This window comes from Luteimonas sp. MC1782, from assembly GCF_014164605.1.
GTDB lineage: Bacteria > Pseudomonadota > Gammaproteobacteria > Xanthomonadales > Xanthomonadaceae > Luteimonas.
Genome location: NZ_JACJFT010000001.1, coordinates 455,020 through 477,025, shown reverse-complemented (window position 1 = coordinate 477,025; position 22,006 = coordinate 455,020). Strand labels below are relative to the sequence as shown.

Annotated in this window: 16 protein-coding genes; 4 read left to right on the top strand and 12 right to left on the bottom strand. The window is 69.8% G+C overall.

The features are described from left to right. The first annotated feature begins 149 nt into the window (after positions 1-149). Positions 150-1,052 carry a DNA ligase gene (locus H5368_RS02355; RefSeq protein ID WP_182820957.1) on the top strand — a complete coding sequence of 301 codons (903 nt, stop codon included), beginning with the start codon at positions 150-152 and terminating at the stop codon, positions 1,050-1,052. A gap of 24 nt (positions 1,053-1,076) precedes the next feature. Here the strand turns inward: H5368_RS02355 and ugpC are convergent, their stop codons facing one another. Then, complete coding sequence (gene ugpC, locus H5368_RS02350) at positions 1,077-2,189, bottom strand: sn-glycerol-3-phosphate ABC transporter ATP-binding protein UgpC (protein WP_182823679.1); 1,113 nt, start codon at positions 2,187-2,189, stop codon at positions 1,077-1,079. A gap of 136 nt (positions 2,190-2,325) precedes the next feature. Here ugpC and H5368_RS02345 point away from each other — a divergent pair, with 136 nt between their 5' ends. Both H5368_RS02345 and pgl read left to right on the top strand, forming a co-directional pair. Next, positions 2,326-3,705 carry a GH1 family beta-glucosidase gene (locus H5368_RS02345; RefSeq protein ID WP_182820955.1) on the top strand — a complete coding sequence of 460 codons (1,380 nt, stop codon included), beginning with the start codon at positions 2,326-2,328 and terminating at the stop codon, positions 3,703-3,705. Positions 3,706-3,814: 109 nt separating this feature from the next. Next, on the top strand, positions 3,815-4,558 hold the full coding sequence (pgl, locus tag H5368_RS02340) for a 6-phosphogluconolactonase (RefSeq protein WP_343203872.1): 744 nt from the start codon (positions 3,815-3,817) through the stop codon (positions 4,556-4,558). Positions 4,559-4,585: 27 nt separating this feature from the next. Here the strand turns inward: pgl and H5368_RS02335 are convergent, their stop codons facing one another. The 11 genes from H5368_RS02335 to H5368_RS02285 form a co-directional block, all read right to left on the bottom strand. Then, entirely contained in the window at positions 4,586-5,635 is a 1,050-nt protein-coding gene (locus H5368_RS02335) for a glutathione synthetase (RefSeq protein ID WP_182820953.1), read from the bottom strand. A gap of 4 nt (positions 5,636-5,639) precedes the next feature. Beyond that, positions 5,640-7,517 (bottom strand): tyrosine/phenylalanine carboxypeptidase domain-containing protein, encoded by a 1,878-nt coding sequence (locus tag H5368_RS02330; RefSeq protein WP_182820951.1) that lies wholly within the window; start codon positions 7,515-7,517, stop codon positions 5,640-5,642. Continuing rightward, positions 7,510-8,253, bottom strand: a complete 744-nt coding sequence (locus tag H5368_RS02325; protein ID WP_220486480.1) for an N-formylglutamate amidohydrolase — start codon at positions 8,251-8,253, stop codon at positions 7,510-7,512. The genes H5368_RS02330 and H5368_RS02325 overlap by 8 nt, the downstream gene beginning before the upstream one ends. 162 nt (positions 8,254-8,415) lie before the next feature. Further along, positions 8,416-11,520 (bottom strand): discoidin domain-containing protein, encoded by a 3,105-nt coding sequence (locus H5368_RS02320; protein WP_182823672.1) that lies wholly within the window; start codon positions 11,518-11,520, stop codon positions 8,416-8,418. A 50-nt stretch (positions 11,521-11,570) separates the two neighbouring features. Continuing rightward, a complete protein-coding gene (locus tag H5368_RS02315; RefSeq protein ID WP_182820948.1) occupies positions 11,571-12,407 on the bottom strand; it encodes a carbohydrate ABC transporter permease in 837 nt (278 codons plus the stop codon). Then, complete coding sequence (locus tag H5368_RS02310) at positions 12,404-13,285, bottom strand: sugar ABC transporter permease (protein WP_182820946.1); 882 nt, start codon at positions 13,283-13,285, stop codon at positions 12,404-12,406. The genes H5368_RS02315 and H5368_RS02310 overlap by 4 nt, the downstream gene beginning before the upstream one ends. Then, positions 13,282-14,529, bottom strand: coding sequence for a sugar ABC transporter substrate-binding protein (locus H5368_RS02305; protein ID WP_255486296.1), 1,248 nt, complete (start codon positions 14,527-14,529; stop codon positions 13,282-13,284). The genes H5368_RS02310 and H5368_RS02305 overlap by 4 nt, the downstream gene beginning before the upstream one ends. A gap of 57 nt (positions 14,530-14,586) precedes the next feature. Further along, the gene (locus tag H5368_RS02300) at positions 14,587-16,098 is read right to left on the bottom strand and encodes a glucoamylase family protein (RefSeq protein WP_255486426.1); all 1,512 of its coding nucleotides are present in this window, start codon (positions 16,096-16,098) and stop codon (positions 14,587-14,589) included. Positions 16,099-16,174: 76 nt separating this feature from the next. Further along, the gene (locus H5368_RS02295; protein ID WP_182820942.1) at positions 16,175-19,147 is read right to left on the bottom strand and encodes a TonB-dependent receptor; all 2,973 of its coding nucleotides are present in this window, start codon (positions 19,145-19,147) and stop codon (positions 16,175-16,177) included. A 65-nt stretch (positions 19,148-19,212) separates the two neighbouring features. Beyond that, positions 19,213-20,271 carry a LacI family DNA-binding transcriptional regulator gene (locus H5368_RS02290; RefSeq protein WP_182820939.1) on the bottom strand — a complete coding sequence of 353 codons (1,059 nt, stop codon included), beginning with the start codon at positions 20,269-20,271 and terminating at the stop codon, positions 19,213-19,215. Positions 20,272-20,397: 126 nt separating this feature from the next. Continuing rightward, positions 20,398-20,697, bottom strand: coding sequence for a YciI family protein (locus H5368_RS02285; protein WP_182820937.1), 300 nt, complete (start codon positions 20,695-20,697; stop codon positions 20,398-20,400). 348 nt (positions 20,698-21,045) lie between these two features. Here H5368_RS02285 and H5368_RS02280 point away from each other — a divergent pair, with 348 nt between their 5' ends. Continuing rightward, the gene (locus H5368_RS02280; RefSeq protein ID WP_182820935.1) at positions 21,046-21,999 is read left to right on the top strand and encodes a ScpA family protein; all 954 of its coding nucleotides are present in this window, start codon (positions 21,046-21,048) and stop codon (positions 21,997-21,999) included. The last annotated feature ends 7 nt before the right edge of the window (positions 22,000-22,006 follow it).

Genomic DNA, 22,006 nt, shown 5'->3' with positions numbered 1-22,006 from the left:
CGCGAGTCCGCCCCCCCGCGGCCCTTGCCGGCCCCGGCGGCCGGCCTGCAGGTGCGGCACTCCCCGACCGCCGGCCGCGCCTGCAGCCGATACGCGCCCTGACCGGGGACGACGCAGGCTGGCACGGCGCCCGAACGGAGAACCGCGCCATGATACGTCGCCCTACACGCCGCCCCGACACCCTGCGCGTGGCCGTGCTGGCCTGGGCCTGTGCCTGTGCCTCGGCCGCCGCACCGGTGCCAGCCGCGCAGCCCGGCCTGATGCAGGCCGCGGCCGTCAACGATGCGCCCGCGGACGCCCCTCCGGGTGACATCGCCGGCTACTGGATCAGCGAGAAGCTCGACGGCGTTCGCGGTCGCTGGGATGGCCGCCGGCTGTGGACGCGCGCGGGGCATGCCATCGATCCGCCCGACTGGTTCACGGCCGGCTGGCCGCAAAAGGCCATGGACGGCGAACTCTGGCTGGGCCGCGGACGCTTCGACGAGGTCGCCGCCCTGCTGCGCCGCAGCAGCAACGACGACGCCTGGCGCGCGGTCCGCTTCCTGGTGTTCGATCTCCCCGGACACGGTGGACCGTTCGCCGCGCGGGTCGAGACCATGCGCACGCTGCCGGGCGCCGGCGCGCCGCCCTGGCTGCGCGCAGTGGCGCAATCCCAGGTGGCCGATGCAGCGGGCCTGCAGGCGCGGCTGGCGGCGGTGCTGGCCGCCGGAGGCGAAGGACTGATGCTGCACCACGGGGCCGCCCTGTACACCGCCGGACGCAGCGAAGGCCTCCGCAAACTCAAGCCGCATGACGATGCCGAGGCGCGTGTGCTGGCCCACCTGCCCGGCAACGGCAAATACGCCGGCATGCTTGGAGCGCTGCTGGTGGAGCGGGCCGACGGGGCGCGTTTCCGGTTGGGCAGCGGCTTGAGCGATGCCGAACGCGCCACGCCGCCGCCCGTGGGCAGCCTCGTCACCTATCGCTACAACGGCTACACCGGCAACGGACTACCTCGGTTCGCGCGCTTCCTGCGCATCCGCACGCCCGCGGAAGCGCCCGGGCAGCGTTGACCCGAATACGCCGCGCGCACCGCGTCAGCCTCCCGCAGCCGCCTCCAGCCGGACGCCATCGGCGCCGTCGGCACCATCGAAGACATGCGCATGCTCGACCGCCACGCGCAGCGACAGCGCCTCGCCCGGGCGCGGCAGCACGCCCGGCGGCAGCCGCGCGACCAGCGCGTGGTCGCCCAGCCGGAGGTTGACGAAGACCTCGTTGCCCACCGGCTCCACCACTTCCACCAGCGCGTCGAACGCACCGGCATCCATATCGCCCGGCTCCGCGCGCAGCAGGTGCTCCGGACGCACGCCAAGCAACAGGCGCCGACCAGGCCAGTCCTGCGGCACCCGGAACCCCGGCAGCGGGACATGCGCGCCGTCGTCGGCGATGAAGCCTGCACCATCGGCATCCAGGTGGCCTGCGATCACGTTCATCGCAGGACTGCCCAGGAACGTGGCCACGAACACGTCGGCCGGCCGCTCGTAGAGCGCCATCGGCGTGTCCACCTGGCGGATGCGGCCACCGTCGAGCACCACGATGCGCTGGCCGAGGGTCATGGCCTCGACCTGATCGTGGGTCACGTAGACCATGGTCGCGCCGAGGCTGCGATGCAGGCGCGCGATCTCCACCCGCATCGCCGCGCGCAGCCGTGCATCGAGGTTGGAGAGCGGCTCGTCGAGCAGGAACACCTGCGGCTGGCGCACGAGCGCGCGCCCCAGCGCAACGCGTTGCCGCTGGCCACCCGACAACGCCGCCGGTTTGCGGTCGAGAAGGTCCTCGATGCCCAGCATGCGCGCCGCCTCGCCGACCCGCGCGGCGACCGTGGCCTTGTCATGCCCGCGCAGCTTGAGGCCGAAGCCCAGGTTGCCGGCAACGCTCATGTGCGGATACAGCGCGTAGCTCTGGAACACCATGGCGATGTCGCGGTCGCGCGGCGCGATATCGTTGACTATGCGGTCGCCGATGGCGATGGTGCCGCCGCTCACCGCCTCCAGCCCGGCGATCATGCGCAGCAGGGTCGACTTGCCGCAGCCCGAAGGGCCCACCAGCACCAGCAGTTCGCCATCGGCGACTTCGAACGCGGCATCGGACACCGCGACGAAGCCGTCGGGGTAGACCTTGCGGACGTGGTCGAGCCGCACCTGCGCCAATGCCATCTCCCATGCGTGGAAACAGGCGCGCGAAGCAGCGTCGCGCGTCGCGCCCGGCCTTGACAACGCACCGGACGGCTTCCGCTATTCTGGCATGTAACCGCTTCCAGCCCGCACGACTCCGGACCTGCCAACGATGCCGACCGATGCTCCCCCGACCCGCGACCTGCGCTTCCCGGAGGGCTTCCTCTGGGGCGCCGCCACCGCCGCGCACCAGATCGAGGGATCGCCCATGGCCGACGGCGCCGGCCCGAGCATCTGGACGCGCTTCGCGCATACCCCGGGCATGACCTTGAACGGCGACACCGGCGATGTCGCCTGCGACCACTACAACCGCTGGAAGGAAGACGTGGCGCTGATGCGCGAGCTCGGCCTGAAGGCCTACCGCTTCAGCGTGTCGTGGTCGCGGATCCATCCCGAGGGCATCGGCCGCGTCAACCAGGCCGGCGTGGATTTCTACTCGCGGCTGGTCGACGAACTGCTGGCCAACGACATCGAGCCCTTGCTCACGTTGTTCCACTGGGACCTGCCCGCGGCCCTGGACGACAGGGGCGGCTGGCTCAACCGCGACTGCGCCGACTGGTTCGCCGAATACGGCACCACCCTGTACCGCGCGCTCGACGGGCGGGTGAAGAAGTGGGTGACGCTCAACGAGCCGTGGGTGATCACCGATGGTGGCTACCTGCACGGCGCGCTGGCACCCGGCCACCGCAGCCGCTACGAGGCACCCATCGCCTCGCACAACTTGATGCGCGCGCATGGCGCCGCGGTGCAGGCGTACCGCGCGGAGGGCCGGCACGAGATCGGGCTGGTGGTCAACATCGAGCCCAAGCATGCGGCCAGCGACTCGACTGAAGACGCCGCCGCGGTCAAGCGCGCGCACGCCTACATGAACGAGCAGTACCTGCACCCCGCCCTGCTCGGCTGCTACCCACCCGAGCTTGCCGAGGTGTTCGGCGACGCCTGGCCCGAGATCGATGCCGCCGACTTCGAACTGATCCGCCAGCCGCTGGATTTCGTCGGCATCAACTACTACACGCGCAGCGTGACCCGCGCCGACGCCAGCTACCCGCTGCGCGCCGGTGCCGTTCGCCAGCCGGGTGCCACCTACACCGAAACCGGCTGGGAAGTGTTCCCCATGGCGCTCACCGAACTGCTGCTCTGGTTCAAGGACACCTACGGCGACCTGCCCCTGTACATCACCGAGAACGGCGCGGCGTTCTTCGACCCGCCGGTGGCGGAGGGCGGCCGCGTGCGCGACCCGTTGCGCATCGACTACCTGCGCAAGCACATCAGCGCGGTGCACGACGCCATCGCCGCGGGCGTCGACGTGCGTGGCTACATGGCCTGGTCGCTGCTCGACAACCTGGAATGGTCGTTGGGCTACTCCAAGCGCTTCGGCATCGTGCACGTCGACTACGCCACCCAGCAGCGCACGCCGAAGGACAGTGCGCGCTGGTACTCGGGGGTCATCGCCAGCAACGGGCGTGCACTCGCCGACCCGCTGCCCTACTGACCGACGGAGGCGCCGACATGCACGACATGTACGACATGCACCCGCTGTCCGGCGCCCACGCCCACCCTGCACCGCTGCCGGCACTCGCCACGCCGCGTCGGCGCGCCGTGTGAGCGGACGCGGCGCCGTGCACGCCGGTGACACCCTGCTCGAGGGCCGCGTGCAGTTCCAGGCGTTCCAGGACGCCACGCAATGGGCCTGGGCGGCCGCCGTGTCGATCTCCGCGGCGCTCAAGCGCGACCTGGAGCAGCTACCGCGCGCCCGCCTGCTGCTGTCGGGCGGCCACACCTCGGGACCGGCCTATGACGCGCTGTCGCGGGCACCGATCGAATGGGATCGCGTCGACGTGGCGCTGGTGGACGAACGCTGGCTGTTGCCCGAAGACGTCGACAGCAATGCCCGCCTCGTGCGCGACACGCTGCTGCGCAACCACGCCGCGCGCGCGCGCTTCGAAGCGATCACCCGTGCCGGGCGCAGCATCGAGGAGGCGGTGACCACCGCCAACATGCACGCGCGGCAGGCCGCGGGCGTGGTCGTGCTGGGCATGGGCGAGGACGGGCATACGGCGTCGCTGTTCCCGGGCATGCGCGGGCTGGACGACGCGCTCGCATCAACACGCGCCTACGTCGCGGTGGACGCCCGCGGCTGCGCGGGTGCCGGCGAATGGCCGCGCCGCATCAGCATGACGCCGGCTGGCCTGGCGCCAGCGCACAGCCGCTTCCTGCTGATACGCGGCCTGCACAAGCGCGCCCTGCTCGAGCGCGTGCTGGACGGCGACGACCAGGCGGAGTTCCCCGTGCGCAGCGCGTTCCTGACGCCGGGCGCACCGCTGCGCATCCTGTGGTGTCCCTGACCGCGCGCGGCGCTCCCTCGTGGCGACTCACAGCACCGCGAGCGCGCGGTTGTCGAAATGCCCCGGGAAGCCGGCGGCCACTTCCAGCTTGCGCTCGATCGACCCGAGGATCCGCTCGGCGAAGTTGACGCCGGCCAGCGCGCTGCAGGAGCCGAGGTTGCCGGGCGAGAACACGTTCACCTCGAGGATGGTGTCGCCGATGATGTCGATGCCCACCAGGAACATGCCATCACGCACCAGCTTCGGGCGGATCAGTTCGGCGACGCGCAGTTCGCGCTCGGTGATGCGCACCGGCTTGGCCTTGCCACCGGCGTGGATGTTGCTGCGGATGTCCTCCTTGGCGCCGACGCGGCGCATCGCCGCGTACTTGCCGTCGACCTCGAGCGGCACGCCATTCATCAGGAACAGGCGGATGTCGCCCTTCTCCGCCTCCGGCACCCACGCCTGGGCGATGATGTAGCCATCGCGCCCGATCGCCTCGATCATCTGGTTGAGGTTGCCGCCGGACTTCTGGTCCACCAGGAACACGCCCTGCCCGCCCGAGCCCTGCAGCGGCTTGAGCACGATGTTGCCGGCATGCCGCTTGGCAAAGGCCTTGATGTCCGACGCCTGGCGGCTGATCAGGGTCTCGGCCCGCACCGCGCGCGGGAACGACTGGAAGTACAGCTTGTTGGCTGCCTTCGCCAGCGCGTCGGGGTCGTTGAGCACCAGGCAGCCGCGCATGGCCGCCAGTCGGCCGAACTGCACGCCCACGGATTCCGCCCAAGGCCGCGTCGCCGCGTCGTTCGACGGGTCGCTGCGCAGCATCAGCACGTCGATGTCGGTGATGTCGACCAGCTTCTTGCGGGTGACGGCCTGCAGGTCGGCGAAGAACTTCTCCTGCGTGCGCTTGCCGGTTTTCTGCGCCGGCACGAGGTGCACGTGTGCGCGCATGCGGTCGTCGGTGCCGAGCACGAAATCGCCCGGCGTCATGTAGCAGACGTCGTGGCCACGGCGAGATGCCTCGTGGGCGAGCACGGTGGTGGTGTAGCCGGCGTACTCGGTTTCGAGGTCGTTGACATAGAAGGCGATCAGCATGGTTTCAGCCCTGCACAAGTTCGAGGAAGGGTTCGCCGCCGCGCACGCGCGCCAGCCGGGCACGCGCCTCCGGCCGCGAGAGGAATTCGGGTAGCACGGCCGGCTCGCGCAGGATTCCGCGCGCGCGCAACTCATCGACCACCGGCACATGGGAGGCGGCGATCTTGCCGGTCCAGAACGCGTCCAGCGGCTTTCCACCGGCGACCCAGGCAAAGACCTCGTTCAGCCCGCGCAGGTAGATCGCGTCCTTGGCGAGGCCACCGGAGCGAAACACACGGGCGACGACGGTGAACGCGGCACGCGCACCGAAGCCGTGATCGCGGCACAGCATGCGATCGCAGTCGACGAACCCCGCGCCGTCGAGCATCGCATCGACCACCACCACCCGCGCCGCGAGCAGCCGCAGGCGCGACCGACCCAGGCCGCCGACGAGGAACTCCGCGAACACGCCAAGGCCTTCCTGGATACCCTCGTAGCCGGCAAGGCCGCTGCCGAAGATCGACAGGCCCTGCGCGCCGCCGTTGACGCAGGTGAGCACGTGCACGCCGATTTCGTGCTGCAGCAGCGCATCCAGCCGCCAGCGGCGCATGCGCGTGGCGGTGGACACCAGCACCGAGCGCCCCGACACCATCAGCCCGGGGGCGATGTCATCGCGCAGGCAGACCTCGGCCTTGAACAGCGACGCCTTGTGCCGGTAGCCGGCAATCACGGCTTCCGCGGCTTCGCGCACCGCGTGGCAATCGACACAGGCGGTGTCTTCGCGATCGTCGGTGGCGTCGACGCGCGCGAGGATCCCGCGCGCCTCCTCCAGCAGTGGTGCCTCGATGGCGCCGTACTGGATGATCGAGGCGTATTTGAACGCCGGCGTGTTGCGGCCCTGGAGCATGGTCAGCTGCAGGTCGATCTCGCGTTGTTTCTGCAGGAACAGCTGTTCAAGCACGGGATCTTCCACGGCGCTGACGTCGATCGAGTACAGCGCACGCTTGGAGAGTTCGGGACTGACCGTCAACGGCCGGTAGCGGAACTCCGGCGCATGCTCGCGTCCGGCAGCGTGGTAGCGCTCCATGGCCTCGACGGTGTTGATCGGCGAGACCGAGAGCAGGAAATCGAACGACGCGCTGATGGCCGCCAGTTCGCGGTCGACGGCCACCGCGGCCTTGATGAAGCGGCTGCGCCCCAGGGTGCGGTGCGGAACGCGGATGCCTGGCGTGGCGGCCTCGACGAATGCCGCCAGGGCCTGCAACACGGCATCGAAGGCCAGCGTTTCCAGCTCGTGGAACACCTGCGGATAGACCGCATCGCTGCCCGGGGCGAGGTAGATCCGCGGCAGACCCAGCGACAGCACGCCGATGCCGTCGCTGCGTTCCACCAGGGCGGCGAGCGCCGCAGGCAGGTCGGGCATGCCGGACTCTTCGATCACGGCTTCACGCAGCTCGATGCAGGCCCCGGCCAGCGCGACCCGCAGGCGGCGTGCGGCGGCGTGGGCCGCAGCCCCGCCGCTTGCCGACACGGTGAAGCGGAACGGCTCCAGGCGTGTACTGTCCTCGGCAATCGAGGCATCGCGTGGCAGGTCGTGCAGCCACAGCAGCAGGTAGTTCGGGAAATCCCGGACCTGGTGCGCCAGCACCGCATCGAGGCGCGTGACCGCGCCGGCATCGGCGTCGCCACCCTCCGGCCACACCAGGTGCGCCGCGCTGATGGTGGCCAGCCGGCGCGCGATGCTCGCGGCGTCGTCGGCATGGCGGTTCAGCACCAGGAACGGCAACGGCCGGTCGATGTGCACGCGCCCGCCGGCGTCGAGCTCGCGGCGCCAGGCGCCCAGGCCGAAGTCGGGTGCCGGCGGCTTCTGCACGCGCGGCGCGGGGTGCGCGGGCTCAGGCATCCGCCAGCCACTCGCGGGCATGGGCCGCCGCGGCATCGAGCAGGCGGCGCATGCCCGCAAGCTCCGCAGGATCCGGAACGCCGGTCCATTCGTCCATGAAGGTCTTCTTGAACTCCAGCGCGATCGCGCAGCCGGTTTCCGGATAACGCGCATGCACGAAGCGCGCGAGCTCGCCTCGTCCTTGGAAGGCGATGTTCTCGCGCACGTCGGCCTGGCGGCCGTTGAAGTCGACCGCGCGCATGGTGTCCATGAGCGGGTCGAGCAGGCCCGCCCAGCGCCCGCGCGGCATCGACCAGCTGCCGATGTTGACCTCGGGCGCATCCTCCGCCGGCGTCGCCGCGGCGGCCGGGCCATCGCGTCGATGGTTGTAGCTGTGCACGTCGAACACCACGAACCGGCCGTGATGGCGCACGAGGTCGTCGAACACGGTGGCGAGGGTGCGATAGAAGGCGTGGTGCAGGCGCAGCGACTGCTGCACGAAGGCCTCGTCCGGCGGCGCGTCCCACAGGCGAAGGCCCCAGCACTGTTCCGGCACGCGGTACACGGCCTGCTCCACCCCGCGGTTGAGGTCGACCTCGAACCGCGAGCGGTGCACCACCACACGGCCCGGCACGCCGGCGATCGCCTGCCCGGTGAACGGGTCCTCTTCGCGCAGGCGCTCGTCGTCTGGCAGGCGCATCGCGGCCGCGACCTCCGGGCGCAGTGCGTGCCCGTCGTGGATGGCGGTGGCGAACACCGGGTCATCGGCGCGCTGCAGCGTCCACCAGGCGGTGGCATGCGGCGACAGGGGCGCGGACGGATCGACGGTGGCCAGGGCGGGCTCCAGGTTTTCGCGCCGCGATGGCGCGGCACCGCCTGTTCTATCCGCCGCGACGTGATCGGGATGTGGCCGCGGGACTCAGCGCAGCGCCACCTCCACGCGTGCGGGCAGCTCGCGAATGCGCAGCTCGCCGTCCTGCCACGCAGCCGGCACGCCGTTGATGGTCGTGGCACCGGGCGTGGACCCGCGACAGGGCCAGGGCAGGACAAGACCGCCCGCCGGCGGCTGCAGGCCGTCCGCGACCTCGAGCACCAGCGCCTCGCCTTCGCGGCGCAGCGCGTAGCCGAGCGTGCCCTGCGGCGTCCGCAGGCCGTGGATGGCAACGCCATGCGCCAGCCAGTCCTCGGGCACCCCGGCCGCAAGCACGATGCTGTCGTCGACCTCGCGCACGTAGGCGAACATGTCCAGCGCCGAGCGCACGAAGTCCGACGCCACCCAGGCGTGCGGCAGGTCGCCGAGGAAGAACTGCGTGCGCGGCGTGGGCGTGACCACCTCGGCCCACTGGTTCCAGGCCGGCGGCGCGCGGTCGGCGAAGAACCATTGCGCCGCTTCCTGCGCGCGCTCGCGCCAGCCCAGGCGCACTAAGGCGCCGACATTGCGCCACTCGTACGGCGTGTAGGCGGTCCACTCGCGCGTGCCGTCGCGGCGCGCGCTGAATTCCCGCCAGTAGCGCTCGAACGTGTTGTGCAGCAGGTCGGTGGGCAGCCGCCCCTGCTCGCCACCCGGCGCAAGCGCAATGGTGGTCGATGTGGCATCGAAGTCGCCGAGTTCCGCGGCACCGGGCAGGTAGTCGATGCCGTGCAGCCGCGCAGCGGCGCGCAGGGACGCATCCAGGTCTTCGCGGAACTGGTCGCGCGCGGTGGCCATGCGCGCGGCGTCATCCAGGTGGCCGAGGGCCTCCGCCACCACCACCGCGTCCTTGTAGCCGCGCAGCGCCCAGAAGTTGTCCCAGTAGGAATGCATCGGCTTGGCCGAATAGCCTTCGTGGCTGATCGACGCCGGCATCATTCCGTAGAAGGCCGGGTTGCGCGCGCGGTTGGCCTGTGTGCGCTCGCTCGCGCGCAGGCGTTCCATGTAGTCGAACGCACCGCGCACGTGCGGCCACATGCGCTCCAGGAACGCGCGGTCGCCGCTGTAGCGCCAGTATTCGGCGATGGTGAACACCAGCTCGCCGTGGCTGTCGTTCTCCGGTACCGGGTCGCTGCCACGGTCGTCGACGCAGCACGGCACCATGCCGTCGTCGAACTGGTGCGGTGCGTACCACTCCAGGTATTCGCGCACCGCATCATCACGCCCCAGCCGCAGCAGTCCCTCGGCGATCATCGCGCCGTCGCGGATCCAGCTGCGCGCATAGGCGCGCGTGCCGGGCTGCAGGCGCGGTCCCACACGGCTGATCAGCATGTGCGCCAGCGCCGTGCGCAGGGTATCCGCCAGCACCTGGCCCTGCGGCGGCAGGTCCAGCCGCACCTGGTCGAGCTTGCCGCGCCAGCCAGCGGCGACCTCCTGCTGCAGCGAATCGGCATCCCACCAGCGCCGCGCCGGTCCGCTACCGCCGGTCATCGGCACCATCACCTCGATGCTTCGCACCTCGCCGGGCGCCAGGCGCATGCGATAGACCAGTGCCGCCGATGCAAGCCCCGTGGGATCGCGATCGATGCGCGTGGCCGCTGGCAGCTTGCCGCCCGCGAGATGGGACACGGCCATGCCGGCATCGAACGAGGTCGCGAACGCGGCGGTCGGCACCTGCTTGGCGAACACGCGCGGCACACCGGCGACGCTGATGGTGCCGCCATCCACCGCGATCGACTGGATGCGGCTCACGCCGCCCAGCGTGTTGAGGAACTGCGCGGGCGGATTGACCTGCAGCGGCCGCGCGGCCAGCGCGAGCGTGAATTCGCGGGCGCGGGCACCCGTATTGGCCAGCCGGTAGCGCGCCACCAGCTGCGAGGCGGCCGGCGTGCCCTGCGCGAAGGCGGTGATGCGCAGCGCCATGTCCCCATGCCGCCAGTCGACGCTCGGCACCGGCAGATAGCCGTCCTGCAAGGACTGGCGAGGCGCCGCATCCGCCCAGGTCACGAGCTTGCCGTCCACGGTCACGAACGGCTCGAGGCTGAAACCGCCCTTGCCCACCTCGATCGCGCCGTCCTCGCCGATCAAGCCCTGCTGCAGGCCGCCGTCAAGGCCGACGATCGTCCAGTACGGCTGCTCGCCGCTGAAGCCGCGCGGGAACCAGCCGCGCGGTGCGTCGGCGGCCACCGCTTTCACGAAATCATTGGCGTGCGCCGAGAAGGCCAATGGCTGCACGCGCGCCGCGGCCAGCGCGAAGCGGTCGCCTGGTCCCGCGCGCAGGTCCAGCGCCAGGTAGCGCGCCTCGGCCTCCGGCAGCGCGATCCAGTCGCGCCCACCGTTGCCGCCCGCCACGTTGCGCACATCGCGCCAAACCAGGCCGTCGTCGGACAACTGCACGTCGTAGCGCGCGGCCTGTGCGCCGGGCAGCCAGTCGAGCACCAGCCCGCCGAATTCGCGGATGCTGCCGAGATCGAGCACCAGCCGCTGCCCGGCCGGCGCGACGTTCGCGGCGCGCCATGCAGTCGCGGTATTCCCGTCGACCGCCGCCGCGGCATCGCCCGCCGTGGCCGACGCCGCGGCCGACAACGGGCTGGCATCGACCGGCGCCAGTTCGCTGAAGGTCAGCGCATCGAAACACACGGATCCGCGCCCGCCGACGTTGTTGTACACCGTGAACTCGATCCGGCTGCTGGCGCGCAGCGCCGGATCCGCATCCGGCCCCCAGGCGCGCACCACGTGGCGCGCCTTGTGGCGCACCGGGGTCCAGCGCCTGGGAAGCTCGTACTTCGGCTGGTTCACCCACCACACGTTGTCGCCGCTGGCATCCACCAGCTTGAACTGCAGGTCGTTGGCCGGCGCGTTGCCGCGCAGCTGCAGATCGAAGCGGTAGTTGCCGGGATAGGTGATGGCCAGATCGCGCTGGATGCCTGCATGGCCGGAGACGCCGTTGAAGTCGTAGTCGAGGCACAGTGCCGCGCCATCGGCGCCGTCGACCTGGCGGATCGTGCCGCTGACCTGGTTGGAGGTGACCACGCGCCATGCCGCGGGATCGGAGAAATCATCCAGCACGCGCGTGGACAGCACCTCCTGCGCCACCGCCGGAAACGCGGCCATGCCGGCCACGGCCAGCACCGCACGCAACAGCACGTTCTTCGGCACCGCAATCACCCCTTTACGCTGCCCAGCAGCAGGCCCTGGATGTAGTAGCGCTGCAGCGCCAGGAACAGCAGCAGCACCGGCAGCACGGTCACCACCGCGCCGGCCATCATCATCTCCACGTCCATGATGTGCTCGCGCGACAGCGACGCCAGCGCCACAGGGAGCGTGTAGTTCGCCTGCTCGGTGAGCACGATCAACGGCCACATGAAGTCGTTCCAGGAGCCCATGAAGGTGAAGATGGCGAGCGTCACCAGCACCGGCTTGAGCATCGGCAGCACCACCTGGAAGAAGATGCGCGGCTCGCCGGCGCCGTCAATGCGCGCGGCTTCCAGCAGTTCGTCCGGGATCGAACGCGCGTATTGCCTGACCAGGAAGATGCCGAACACCGAGGCCAGCGCCGGGAAAATCACGCCGCCGAAGCTGTTGACCAGGCCGAGTTCCTTCATCAGCAGGAACAGCGGCAGCATCGCCACCTGCGCGGGCACCACCAGCGCCGCCAGCAGCATCTGGAACACGCGCTCGCGGCCGCGGAAGCGCAGCTTGGCAAAGGCGTAACCGGCCATGGTGTTGACCAGCAGCGAACCCGCGGTGATCGCCACGGACACCAGCAGGCTGTTGGCGAAATTGCGTGCCATGCCGGTGCGCGCGAACAGCGCGTGGTAATTCGCCAGCGTGGCCTGCGACGGCACCAGCGGCGGCGGGAACCCGCTGGCCTCGCCGGCCGGCATGAACGACACGGACGCCATCCACGCCAGCGGCGCCAGGCTGAGCAGCGCCAGCACGGCGAGCGCGCCGTTGACCAGCAGCACCGCGCTACGCGCTTCGCCCACGCCGCGGCTCATACCAGCCCCCGACGTCGCCCGATGCGCAGCAGCAGTGTCGTCACGGCCAGGATCACCAGGAACAGCATGAACGCCACCGCCGAAGCGCGCCCGAGATTCCACCACTTGAAGCCTTCCTCGAACATGAAATACAGCACGCTGACCGTCGATTGCAGCGGGTCGCCGCGGGTCATGACGTAAGGCTCGGCAAACAGCTGGAAGTAGCCGGAGACGGTGATCACCCCGACCACCAGCAGCACCGGCCCGAGCATCGGCAGGGTGATGTGCAGGAACTGGCGCCAGCGCGAGGCGCCGTCGATGCGCGCGGCTTCGTACAGGTCCACCGGGATCGCCTGCAGCCCGGCGATGAAGATCACCATGTTGTAGCCGAAGTTCTTCCACACGGCGAACAGGATGATGGTTGGCATGGCCCAGGCCGGATCGCCCAGCCAGTCGACCGGGCCGATGCCGACGTGGCCCAGCACCCAGTTCACCAGCCCGTAACTGGAATGGAACAGGTAGCGCCAGATCACAGCCACCGCCACCAGGGTGGTGACCACCGGCGCGAACAGCGCGGTGCGGAAGAACGCCCTGGCGCGCGCCAGCCCCGAGTTCAGCAGCAGCGCCGCGCCCAGGGACACCGCCACCGACAGCGGCACGCCCACCACCACGAAGTAACTGGTGTTCCACAGCGCCTTCCAGAACAGCGGCGTCTGCAGCAGGTCGATGTAGTTGCCCAGCGCCACGAAGCGCAGGTTGCCAGGCTCGGCCAGCGCATAGAGATCGAAGTCGGTGAGGCTGAGCAGCAGCGCCGACAGGACGGGCAGCGCGAAAAACACGCCGAGCACCAGCAGCGCCGGCGCCGCGAACAGCCACCCGGCCAGCGCGGCGCGGTTCAAGGCGCTGCCTCCGCCTTGCGCGCGCGTACCCAGCGCCGCTTGGCGAGGATGTCGTCGACCTTGGCGTCGAGCCGGCGCATGGCCTCGGATTGCGATTCGCGGCCGCGCACGACGCGCTCGGTGGCAAGACGCAGCTCCTGCGCGATGCGCTCCCATTCCAGCACCTGCGGCGTCGGCTCGACGCGCTCGAGCTGGTCGCGGAAGGCGCGCGAGAGTTCATCGTTGGCCAGCGCCGGATCCTCCCAGGTGCTGCGCCGCGGCGGCAGGTTGCCGATCATCGCGTGGAAGCGCTTCTGGACATCGGGGCGGGAAAGATACTCGACCAGCTTCCATGCCGCCTCCTTGCGCGGCGAATCGCGGAACAGCACCAGGCTGGTGCCGCCGGCGATGCCGGCGCCCGGGCCGTCGGGTCCCGGCAGGGCCATCGTGCCCCACTCACCCGCAAGCGCCGGCGGCTCGCGACGACGGAACTCGCGGATGTTCCAGGGACCGGACAGGTAGAACGCGAAGCTGCCTTTGAAGAACTCGTCCCAGACGTTGGAGATCTGGGTTTCCGACACCGCCGGCGCCCAGCCCTGTTCGAACATGTCGACATAGAACGCAAGCGCGCGCCCGATGCCGGGCGAGCTGAAATTGCCGCGTCCGTTGTCGTCGCGCAGCATCGGGGCGTCCTGCTGCAGGGCCAGCGACACCTGCGGCTCGAACTCGTTGAGCGGCATGAGGATCGCGTGCCGCCGGGGCCCGACCTCACGCTGGACGGCGGCCATGGCCACACGCCATTCCTCCCACGTCACCGGCAGCCGTTCGACGCCGGCCGCACGCAGGATGTCCTTGCGGTAGTACAGCAGGCGCGTGTCCACGTACCAGGGCACGCCGAGCAGCGTGCCGTCGATGACATTGGTGCCCCAGATGCCCGGGAAGTAATCGTCCTCGCGCACCACCGGCGACGCGTCCACGCGGTCCTGCAGCGGCTCGAGCACGCCGAGGGCCGCAAACTCCGGCATCCAGGTGTTGCCGAGCTGGCAGATGTCGGGGAGCCCGTCGCCGGCGAAGGCGGTCAGCAGCTTTTCGTGCGCGGCCGACCACGGAATGTGCTGCACCTCGACGCGGATGCCCGGGTGCTCACGCTCGAAGTCGACGATCAGCTCCGTGACCACCTCGGCCTCGCGGCCCATGGCCCAGAAGCGCAGCACGTCATCGTCCTGGCGCGCGCAGCCCGCGACGAGCACGACGGCCAGCAGCATCACCACCCTGAGGGGTGCGGGAACGCGGAAACACCGGAGCCATGCGGTCATTGCGGATCAGGGCGTCGCCGGTTCGAGCACGGCGTCGTCTTCGGTTTCGCGTTCAGTCTCGGCCGCCGGCATGGCGCCCTGCACCTGCGCCTCGCCCAGCCAGCCGCCCCTGAAGCCCGCGCGTTCCAGGCCGCGGCGGATGTGCGCATTGCGCTTCATGACCTCCCAGACAAAGCCGTTCCGGTAGTTGGCGATCATCAACAGGATCGGCCCCTGGTCGATGCCGATGTAATCGCTTGCCACCCAACCCTTGCCGGGCACGATGCGTCCGGTCTTGAGCGGCACGTCGTAGTTGAAGCTGGGATTGAACGCGTCCAGGAACCCGTAGCTGGAATACAGGTACTCGCCATGGTTCGCGTGCAGGGCCTCGGCCGCCGGGATCACCAGCTCCGGTGCGAACGGCAGCGAGCCGATCGCGGCCGTCGGCGCGATGGTGCCGTCGTCGAAGGCCACCGCGATGCCGGCGCCGCGCGCGGAATAGTGGCGGAACTCGCGCGGCGTACCGTCGTAGACCTGCTCGGTACGCTGCGGGCCGTCGCTGGCGGTCAGGCCCCAGATGTCGGCGCCGTAGCCGGCCCAACCCATCGGGTTCTCGATGGCGTAGGAGCGCTGCGCGTAGGTCGCACGCCGCGAATTCTCGAAATAGTCGATGCCGCGCCCGCGCATGTAGGCGTCGCGGATGCCGCGGAAATCGATCCAGACGTGGCTGTACTGGTGGCCGAACTGCGGCGCGAAGCTCAGGTATTCCTGTCCCTGGTAGATGCCCCAGCTGTCGTCGTAGGTCGTCGTCCACTGCGTCCAGGCCTCCGGCTCCACCGGATGGGTGGGCGATGCCAGCGCCAGGATGTAGACCAGCATCGCCTCGTCGTAGCCGCTCCAGTCGTGCTCGATGAAGCCGTTCTCCGGATACCAGCCCATCGAGATCAACGGCGGCCGCTGCTGCAGCCACGGCCATTCGACGCGCAGGTACAGCGCTTCCGCGATATCGCGGATCTCCTGCTCACGCGCGTCGTCGCGGTCGTAATAGCTCTGCGCGAACAGCACGCCCATCATCATCAGCCCGGTGTCGACGCTGGACAGCTCCACCCAGGGCTCGTAGCGGTGCCCGCTTTGCATGTCGAGGAAGTGGTAGAAAAACCCCTTGTGGCCGATGGTGCCGCGCGCACCCGGTCCCTGCCGTGCGTCACGCAGGAAGCGCAGCGTGAGCAGGGTGCGGTCCACGGCCTGCTGGCGGCTGATCCAGCCGTTCTCGATGCCCACCGGATACGCCGTCAGCGCGAAGCCGATCGCCGCGATGCTGGCGAACGGGCGCGACGGAAACCGGTCCGGCGTCATGCCGTTGGCTTCGTTGGTTGTATCCCAGAAGAACTGGAAGGTGCGCTTCTCGATGTCGGCGAACAGCGGCGTGAGCTCGGGCGGTCCGACCGCGCGCGGATCGGCCGGCGCGGTGACCACGACCTCCTCGATCGGTCCCGGCCGCGGCGGTTCCACCTGCTGCTGTTCGCGGCCACAGGCCATGAGCAGCAGTCCGCATGCCGCCAGGCAGAACCCCCGCAACGAAGCCGGCCACTGCATCCGCGTCAAGCCGGAGACCTCACCAGTTGAAACCCATCGACAGTTTGAAGGTGCGCGTGGGCAGCAGCTGGGTGGTCGCGCGGCCAAGGTTCGGATTGGGCTCGCCGGGCGCCCCGAACCAGTCGTCACGGCCGTCGTAGTTGACCCAGTTGAAGGCGTTCAGCAGGTCGCCGCGCACGTAGAAGCTGAAGCGATCACCGGCCTGCCACGTGCGAGTGGCAGCCAGGTCGAACTGCTTGAAGCCCAGCGTTTCATCGGGCGTGTAGTAATCGATGATGCAATCGTCCCAGCCCGCCAGGCAGTTGGTGCCCTGGCGCGGGCTCGGCGTCGCCAGCGTCAGCTTGGCCGACAGCGTGATGCCGCCCGGTGCGTCGTAGATGCCGGTCGCCACCATGCGATGTTCGGGCACACCGGTGGTGGCCAGCCAGCCGAAGCCGGACAGGTCGGGATAATCGAACGCGCCGCCGGAGGTGGTGTTGGCGTTCTGCTCCGCGTCCGTGAACGTGTAGGCGACGGTCATGCCCCAGCCGGACGACGCGGTATATGGCTTGTCGATCTTCAGCGCCAGGCTGTTGGCACGGGTTTCGAGGCCGTTGGTGCCGATGATGAGCCGGCCATAGCCGGGAACGCCGAACGCGGCGTCGTCCCACGGCGGTCCCCACGTCGTGCCGGGCGCGAAGAAGTCGCCGTCCGGACGGCGGTTGCCGAGATGGAATACCAGCCCGTCGTTGCTCCTGATGTGCGATAGCGTGACCTCGGTGATCCAGGGGCCATACAGGTTGCGCATGCCCAGGCTGAACTGGTCCGAGTACGGCGTCTTGATGTCGTTGTGCATGATGTAGCGCTCCGCGCCGAGGTTGGGGTTGGCGGTCACCAGCGCCTGCAGCACATCGCGGTCGAAGAAGCTCTCATCCCAGGGCCGGCATGTCGGCGCCGCCGTGTCGCAGCCGTGCCCGGCCGTGTCGAAGCGGTAGGTATAGGGCGGGAAGCTGTGCTTGGTGGCCTCGAGCGCCAGCTGCGAGAACAGGTTGCGGTCGTAGGAGCGCCCGGCGCCGCCGAACAGCACGTGGCGCTCGTCGCCACGCATGTCGTAGGAGAAGCCCAGCCGCGGCTGCCATGCGCCCTTGAAGTCGTCGCGCTCGGATCCCGTGCTGATGTAATCGTCGATGTCGATGCCCGAGCCGGGCGCGTTGATGTTGTCCCAGGCGCGCAGCGCGTCCACGAAATCGCCGGGCGTCACGTAGTCGGTATAGGCCGGGTTGGTCTCGTAATCCCAGCGCAGCCCGAGGTTGAGCGTGAGCCGGTCGTTGACCTCCCAGTCGTCCTGGAGATAGAGGCCGAACTGCTTGCCCGACGTGGTCAGGCTGCCCGTGCCCGAGCCGCCCAGCGGCGCGCCGAACCGCACCTGGTACGGCACCGTGATGTCCTGGTCGATGTCGTAGTAGTACTGGGCGTTGTATGGATTCTGCTCCAGCGCGGTGATGTCCACGTCCTTGTACTTGACGCCCATCTTGACCGTGTGGCTGCCGGCCCAGTCGAAGGCGTTGAGCGTCAGGTCGTTCTGCAGCGAGTACCCCTTCTGGCCCTTGTCCTGGTAGTCGGGCCCGCCCCCCGTCTGCAGGATCACCTCGCCCGGATCGTCGAGCGTGAGCACGTAGCCAGGCGCAATGGTGGCGGCGCGCGGCCGCCACGCCGCATCCTCGTAGGTGACGTGGAAATCATTGAGGAAGCGCTCGCCGCTGAACTGGTAGCGCAGGTCGACGCGCATGTCGTCGTTGTCCTTCTGGCTGCCGTACATCAGCGTGCGGGTGCCGTCGAAGTTGCTGAACTCGGTCTCTTCGCGGACCTTGCCGGTCAGCTCGACCAGGTGCGCATCACCCGGGGTCCAGGTCAGCTTGCCGAAGTACATGTCCTGCTTGAACGGTGCGCTGAACGTGCCCACCAGCGGCTGCAGCTCCGCGGGCAGGTCGCCCGGCCTGCTGTTGAACCCCTGCCCCGGCACGACCGCGCGCGGCGAAACGTACTCCTTGGCCTCGTAGGCGATGAAGAACTGCAACCGGTCGCGGATGATCGGGCCCTCGAAGGTCGCGCCGTACTGCTCCTCCCTGGACTCGTCCTTCTCGCCGCGCGCCTCCTCGCCCTCCGTGCCCGTGCGCCAGTCGGTCGACGTCAGGTCCCAGAAGAAGCTGCCGCCGAACTCGTTGCTGCCGGAGCGGGTCACCGCGGTGATCGCGGCGCTGCTCAGCTGGTCGTATTCGGCCTTGTAGTTGGACGAGATCACCTTGTACTCGCCGATCGCGGCCTGCGGGAACGGATTGCCGCGTGTCGAGTCCTGGCCGCTCACGCCGCCCGGCAGCACGTAGTTCTTTTGCCCCACGCCGTCGATGAACACGTTGATCGCGCTGGCGTCCTGTGCGCCCGAACGCAGGCGCGTCGAGCCCTGGCTGTCCTGCGAGAACTGCATGCCGGGCACGATGTCGGCGAACGCGAGGAAATTGCGCGTGCCCTGCGGCAATGCCTGGATCTGCTTCTGGGTGACATAGGTGGCGACCTCGGACGTGCGCGTCTCCACCAGCACCGGCGCGGTCACCGTCATGGTGTCGAGGGTCGTCGCGTCGCCCGCGGGTGCCGCCTCGGCCACGCCACCGACGCCCAGGTCCAGCGTGACTGTCTGGCCCACCAGCACCGTCACGTCGCGGCTGCTGGTCTGGCCGTTGGCGGCCACGTCGACGCGATATGCGCCCGGCGGCAGTCCGGCCACGCTGTAGCGGCCTCCGCTGGCGCGCACCGTGCGGCGCAGCCCGGTGGCGAGGTTGGTGGCGGTGACCTCGGCGTCAACGGCGGGCGCCGAATCGAGCATGACCTGGCCACGGATGGTGGCGGCCGTCGACTGGGCAAGCGCCGGGGGTGCGCCGAACAGCAGTGCGGTGGCCAGGGCGGCCGCCAGCAGCGAGCGCTGCGACGTACCGGATGTCGTGCGGAATCGAGTCATCTGTCTCCCCTCCCAGGGCGGTCTTTCCGGTTTGGACTGCCGCGCGGGGGCGCGACAGGGACAACTCATGTGGCATTCGCGCTGCGGCCCATGCCCGCGGCCGCACGGCCGATGGCGCGCACGCTGCTCCCGCGGACCACGAGCTGCGGCGCGACCGTGCGCCTGTCGTCGCCCACGCTGGCATCCCCGGGATCGCATTCCGATCGCACCTGCAGCAGCACGCCCAGTGCGCACGCCCCAAGCTCGGCGATGTCTACCCGCATGGTGGTGAGTGCCGGGTGCATGTGGCGGGCCAGCGGGATGTCGTCGAAACCAGCCAGCGCGATCTCGCCCGGCACCTGCACACCCGCGTCGACAAAGGCACGCAGGCAGCCGATCGCCATCGCATCGTTGGCCGCGAACACGGCATCGGGTCGCGGATCTTGCGCCAGCAGGATCCGCGCCGCGCGCGCGCCGGAAGCTTCGTCGAAGTCGCCCTCCACCACCACCGGGATGGCATCGGGAAGGCTTGCCGCGAGCTGCTCGCGATAGCCGCGCAGGCGCTCCCGCGCGTCATGGTTCTGCGTCGGCCCGGCGATGAAGGCGATGCGCCGGCGGCCGGCGTCCACCAGATGCCGCACCATGGCGCGCGCGCCGCCATGGTTGTCGACGCGGACCCATGGGCGCACCCCGTCGGGGTCACGGGTGTTGATCAACACCGCGGGCAGGTTCGGCGCCAGATAGTCGGCCAGGAACCGGGTGCCACCGTCGGTCGGTGCCATCACCAGCACGCCGTCGACGCGGCCGCGCATCGCCAGCAGGGCCGCGCCCTGCTCGCCGGCGTCGCCATGGTCGCTGGACAACAGCAGGAGCAGGCCATGGGCGCGCGCCGCCTGGCCGATGCCGCGGATCAGTTCGGAGAAGAATTCGCCGTGCAGGTCGGGCAACACCACGCCGATGGTGTGGCTGCGCCGGCTGCTGAGTGCGCGGGCCGCGTGATGCGGGCTGTAGCGGAGGTCGCTGGCGACCTGCAGCACGCGCGCGCGCACAGGGGCGGTGACGTTGGGTTGCCCGTTCAGCGCGCGTGACACCGTGGCGACCGAGACCCCTGCCTCACGGGCGACATCCTTGATGGTGACAGCCATCGGATCCAGTGCTGGAGGGGACTGCAGCCCAATGTAAGCGTTTACATAGGCGTCGGCAAAGACTCTCGATGCTGCGTCGCAACAGCCACCCGCGGGTTCACCGGATCAGGGCGGCGGCGTGCGGACTCAGGGCAACACCTTGCGGAACGGCCTGACCTCGACGCTCGCATAGACGCCCCCCGCGACGTAGGGATCGGCATCGGCCCAGGCACGCGCCTCGTCCAGCGATGCGAAGCGCGCCACCACGATGCTGCCGCTGTATCCGGCCGGCCCGGGATCCTCGGCGTCGATCGCCGGGCAAGGACCGGCCAGCAGCAGCCGGCCTTCGTCGCGCAGCTGCTCGAGGCGGGCCAGGTGGTCGGCGCGCGCGGCGTTGCGTTTGGCGAGGACATCCGGTCCGTCGCGACCTTCGATGGCGTACCACATGGTCCATGGCTCCGGTGCTGGAAAGGGAGGCGTGCATGCTAGCGCGGCGACGCCCGGGCACGCGGTTCATCGGTGCGCTGGACAAGCCACCGCGGCTACCCGTACCCTGAAGCCCAGTTCCGAGGCCGGAACGCAGCGGAGGCGTCAAGCGCGCCCGTCCTGTCCCCTCCCGGCCCGCCGATGACGACCCGGCCACCGCCGCCGACGCCCCAGCGTTGTAGCGCGCAGCTGCCGTGAGTCCGGAAGCAAGGCCGCGGCTCCCGCCGCAAGACTTTTACCCGAGGCACCAGGCAGCGCACCGCGTGCGCTTCCCTCTTGTTCCAGTGGCCCGGAGGGGCCGCAACACCGATGACCCCAGCTGCCACCAACGCCGCCGAAGCGCCAGACGCCGCCGTTCCCGCACCGCGGGCGGGCGACGAGCGTCCACGGCAGCAGGAGATGCCGCTGGCGGTGGTGCACGGCCAGGCGGTGCTGCAGATCCCGCAGGACCTGTACATCCCGCCCGACGCGCTCGAGGTCATCCTCGAGGCGTTCGAAGGACCGCTGGACCTGCTGCTGTACCTGATTCGCCGCCAGAACCTCGACATCCTCGACATCCCGGTCGCGGAGATCACCCGCCAGTACGTGACCTATATCGGGGTCATGCAGGACCTGCGTTTCGAACTGGCCGCCGAGTACCTGGTGATGGCCGCGATCCTGGCCGAGATCAAGTCGAGGATGCTGCTGCCGCGGCCGCCGAGCGAAGAAGGCCTGGAGGACGACCCGCGCGCCGACCTGGTGCGCCGCCTGCAGGAATACGAGCGTTTCAAGCAGGCCGCCGAGGACATCGACACCCTGCCCCGCCTCGACCGCGACACCACCGTGGCCAGCGCGCACGTACCCGAGCGCGCCTCGGTGCGCCTGCCGCCGCCGGTGGACCTGCGCGAAATGCTGCTGGCCCTGCACGATGTGCTCAAGCGCGCGGAACTGTTCACCGGCCACGCCATCCGCCGCGACGCGCTCAGCGTCCGCCAGCGCATGGGCGAGCTGCTGGCCCGCCTCGAAGATGGCGCCTTCCACCGCTTCGAGCAGCTGTTCGAAGCGCGCGAGGGCCGGCTGGGCATCATCGTCACGTTCCTGTCGATCCTCGAACTTGCCAAGGAACGCCTGCTCGACATCGTGCAGGAGGGGCCGCTGGCGCCGATCTACGTGAAGTCGCTGGCCATCGGCCACGACGCGGACGCGCCGCTGGAGTTCGCCAGCGAATTCGACGACGACATCGACGCCAACGACGACACCGCCACAAACGACATGGCGCGCTGACGCGCCA

Bases quoted from the DNA above. Each gene is read 5' to 3' on its own strand.
- H5368_RS02300 (WP_255486426.1), bottom strand. From the start codon at position 16,098: ATGGCCTGTGGCCGCGAACAGCAGCAGGTGGAACCGCCGCGGCCGGGA.
- H5368_RS02335 (WP_182820953.1), bottom strand. From the start codon at position 5,635: ATGCTGATCGCCTTCTATGTCAACGACCTCGAAACCGAGTACGCCGGC.
- H5368_RS02305 (WP_255486296.1), bottom strand. From the start codon at position 14,529: ATGCTGCTGGCCGTCGTGCTCGTCGCGGGCTGCGCGCGCCAGGACGAT.
- H5368_RS02315 (WP_182820948.1), bottom strand. From the start codon at position 12,407: ATGAGCCGCGGCGTGGGCGAAGCGCGTAGCGCGGTGCTGCTGGTCAAC.
- H5368_RS02290 (WP_182820939.1), bottom strand. From the start codon at position 20,271: ATGGCTGTCACCATCAAGGATGTCGCCCGTGAGGCAGGGGTCTCGGTC.
- H5368_RS02355 (WP_182820957.1), top strand. From the start codon at position 150: ATGATACGTCGCCCTACACGCCGCCCCGACACCCTGCGCGTGGCCGTG.
- H5368_RS02280 (WP_182820935.1), top strand. From the start codon at position 21,046: ATGACCCCAGCTGCCACCAACGCCGCCGAAGCGCCAGACGCCGCCGTT.
- H5368_RS02345 (WP_182820955.1), top strand. From the start codon at position 2,326: ATGCCGACCGATGCTCCCCCGACCCGCGACCTGCGCTTCCCGGAGGGC.
- H5368_RS02320 (WP_182823672.1), bottom strand. From the start codon at position 11,520: ATGGCCGCGTTTCCGGCGGTGGCGCAGGAGGTGCTGTCCACGCGCGTG.
- H5368_RS02285 (WP_182820937.1), bottom strand. From the start codon at position 20,697: ATGTGGTACGCCATCGAAGGTCGCGACGGACCGGATGTCCTCGCCAAA.
- H5368_RS02295 (WP_182820942.1), bottom strand. From the start codon at position 19,147: ATGACTCGATTCCGCACGACATCCGGTACGTCGCAGCGCTCGCTGCTG.
- H5368_RS02330 (WP_182820951.1), bottom strand. From the start codon at position 7,517: ATGCCTGAGCCCGCGCACCCCGCGCCGCGCGTGCAGAAGCCGCCGGCA.